Annotated in this window: 3 protein-coding genes; 2 read left to right on the top strand and 1 reads right to left on the bottom strand. The window is 77.3% G+C overall.

The genetic code is table 11. The features are described 5' to 3' along the window. Positions 1-61 precede the first annotated feature (61 nt). Entirely contained in the window at positions 62-967 is a 906-nt protein-coding gene (locus ABZV78_RS31580) for a hypothetical protein (protein ID WP_355644498.1), read from the bottom strand. Between the two features lie 155 nt (positions 968-1122). On the opposite strand from ABZV78_RS31580, the gene ABZV78_RS31575 reads away from it, so the two are divergent. After that, positions 1123-2058: a diacylglycerol kinase family protein gene (locus ABZV78_RS31575; protein WP_355644496.1), complete on the top strand. Its 936-nt coding sequence runs from the start codon at positions 1123-1125 to the stop codon at positions 2056-2058. Between the two features lie 43 nt (positions 2059-2101). Continuing rightward, the coding region (locus ABZV78_RS31570; protein ID WP_355644494.1) for a hypothetical protein at positions 2102-2692 on the top strand (591 nt) is incomplete at its 3' end.

Raw genomic sequence — 2692 nt, 5'->3', positions numbered from 1 at the left:
GCGGCACCGGCGCAGGCCGGCTGCTGCTCGCCACCCTCGCCGCGATCTGCGTCGAGCGCGGCTACCGGCGGCTGGAGTGGTGGATGATCAACCTCGGCAGGCGCGGCCGCTCGGCGCCGGCCGGCTCCGGCGACGCGGCGGCGGCGTCCGCCGGGCGGCTGACCGTCGTCCGGTGCGCGCCGGCCCGGACCGTGCCTGCCCCGACCGCGTCTGCCCAGCCGTGGGCCGCGTCAGCCCAGCCGTGGGCCGGGTCGTCGGCGGGGCCGGCCGATTCGTCCGGAGCCGGCCGATCGGCGCCGGCGCCCGGCGGGGTGGCGGGCGTGCCGGGCGGCGAAGGCGTCGCGGCCGGCGGTGTCGGCACCGGTTCGGCGGGTGGGTCGAGCACGTCTTTCACCGGCTTGACCGGCTTGAGTACGGAACCCAGCGACTTGCGCACCGGCTTCAGGGCCCGCCACAGGGGGTCGAGCCCCGGGGGAAGCGGCCTGGTGACCGGGGCGAGCCCCCGGCCCACGCGCCGCCCGTCGTCCCGAGCCGATCCGGGCCGGTGGGCCGGGGCGGCGCGCCGGTCGTGCCGGCGGGTGGCGGCCCCCTGGTCGGGCCGGGGGCGAGACCGCTCGCGCGGTGGGTCGGCGCGCCGGTCGGCCGGACGGGTGGTGTCCCGCTGGTCCGGTCGGGTGTGAAATGGCCCGCGCGCCCGGTCCGCGCGCCCGCTCGGGCCGCGGGCTCGGGGCGGGTCGGCGACGGCCTTGTGGTGCGAGCGGAGCGGCCTCGCCGTGTCGCGGACCGGGCTCAGCACGTTGGTGAGCCGGTCGACGGCGGCGGTGAGCGCAACGGCGGGCGGGCGCTCGGCGGCGTGGGCGACGGCGCCGGTGGCGACCTCGTGGGCGCCCCAGGCCACGGCGACCCCGCCGAGCAGCAGGCCGAGGCGCAGCGTGACCCGGGTCAGCTCTGCGGCCCGTCGAGTCATCCCGGCACCCCTCCGACCTCCGGCCAGCGCCGGCGATCACCGCCCGCACTCTACCGAACGAAGTCGGTCGAACACACCCTGCGGCTGATCGGATTCGGCCGCGTCGCGGATTCGCCAGGCGTGGAAAATCCGGCGGCGGGGTACCACCGGGGGTCATGAGCACGAGCACCGCCGACCGCCCCGACACCGCCGCCGCCGCGCCGCCGGCCGGTGTGGTCGCGGTCGTCGCCCACCGGAAGAAGACCTTCGGCGGCGGCCTCGACGAGCTGCGGGCCAGCCTGGTCGCCGCCGGGGTCGGCCGGCTCCTCTGGTACGAGGTGCCGAAGAGCCGCAAGGCGCCGAAGAAGGTGCGCAGGGCGCTCGACAAGGGCGCCGAGCTGGTCCTGGTCTGGGGTGGCGACGGCATGGTGCAGCGCTGCGCCGACACGCTCGCCGGATCGGACGTGCCGATGGGCATCCTGCCCGCCGGCACCGCGAACCTCTTCGCCACCAACCTCGGCATCCCCGCCGACCTGCCCGAGGCGGTCCGGATCGCCCTGCACGGCCGGCGGCGCGCGCTGGACCTGGGCCGGCTCAACGGGGAGCACTTCGCGGTGATGGCCGGCGCCGGGTTCGACGGCGACCTGATCCGCGACGCCGACCGCAAGCTCAAGGGCAAGCTCGGCCGGATCGCATACGTCTGGACCGGGCTGCGGCACGTCCGCGGCGAGTGCGTACGGACCCGGATCAAGGTCGACGGCGCCGACTGGTTCGACGGCGAGGCGAGCTGCGTGCTCTTCGGCAACGTCGGCACCATCACCGGCGGCATCCCCGCCTTCGACGACGCCCGCCCCGACGACGGCGCGCTGGAGATCGGCGTCTCCACCGCCAGCGGGGCCGTGGACTGGGCCCGCACGCTGGGCCGGATGGCCGCCGGGCGATCCGACGAGTCGCCGTTCGTCCGGATCACCCGGGGGCGGAAGGTGACCGTGCGGTTCGCCGCGCCGAAGACGTACGAGCTGGACGGGGGCGCCCGGGGCACCGCGAGGAAGCTCAAGGTGAAGGTGGTCCCCGGCGCGCTGACCGTCTGCTGCCCCGACCCGTCGGAGTGACCCCGGCCCGCGCCGCCGCCACCCGCACCGGCAGGATGCCGGCATGGACGACGACGTGCGCCGCTACCTCGGCGAGCTGGTCGGGCGTGCCCGTGCGGCGCTCGGCGACGACCTGGTCGGCGCGTACGCGGCCGGCTCGGTGGGGCTGGGCGCGTACCAGCCGGGGCGCAGCGACGTGGACGTGGCCCTGGTGGTCGCCGGGCCGGTCGCCGGTGCGGCGAAGCGGGCGCTGGTGGACCGGCTGCGCCACGAGGCGCTGCCCTGCCCGGCGCGCGGCCTGGAACTGGTGGTCTACCGGCGGGACGTGGCCGGCTCCGGCACCCCCGAGCCGGGCTTCGAGGTCGAACTGAACACCGGCGCCACCATGCCGTTCCGGGCCACCTACGACCCGGCCGACCGGCCCGCCGCCGACGGGCGGTTCTGGTACGCGCTCGACCGCAGCATCCTGCGCCAGTCGGGGCTGGCCCTGCTCGGCCTGCCCGCCGCCGACGTCTTCGCCGACCCCGGGCCGGCGGACCTGCGGCGGCTGCTGGTCGAGGCGCTGCGCTGGTGGCTGGCGCTGCCCATCTTCATCTCCACGCACGGCGCCCGGAAGGGTCTCGCGGACACCGCCCTGCGTACCGCCGACTCGGGT

Origin of the sequence: Micromonospora sp. NPDC004540 (assembly GCF_040610095.1) — a bacterium.
Lineage (GTDB): Bacteria > Actinomycetota > Actinomycetes > Mycobacteriales > Micromonosporaceae > Micromonospora.
This window is presented reverse-complemented; position numbering and strand designations above follow the sequence as displayed.

Bases quoted from the DNA above. Each gene is read 5' to 3' on its own strand.
- ABZV78_RS31575 (WP_355644496.1), top strand. From the start codon at position 1,123: ATGAGCACGAGCACCGCCGACCGCCCCGACACCGCCGCCGCCGCGCCG.
- ABZV78_RS31580 (WP_355644498.1), bottom strand. From the start codon at position 967: ATGACTCGACGGGCCGCAGAGCTGACCCGGGTCACGCTGCGCCTCGGC.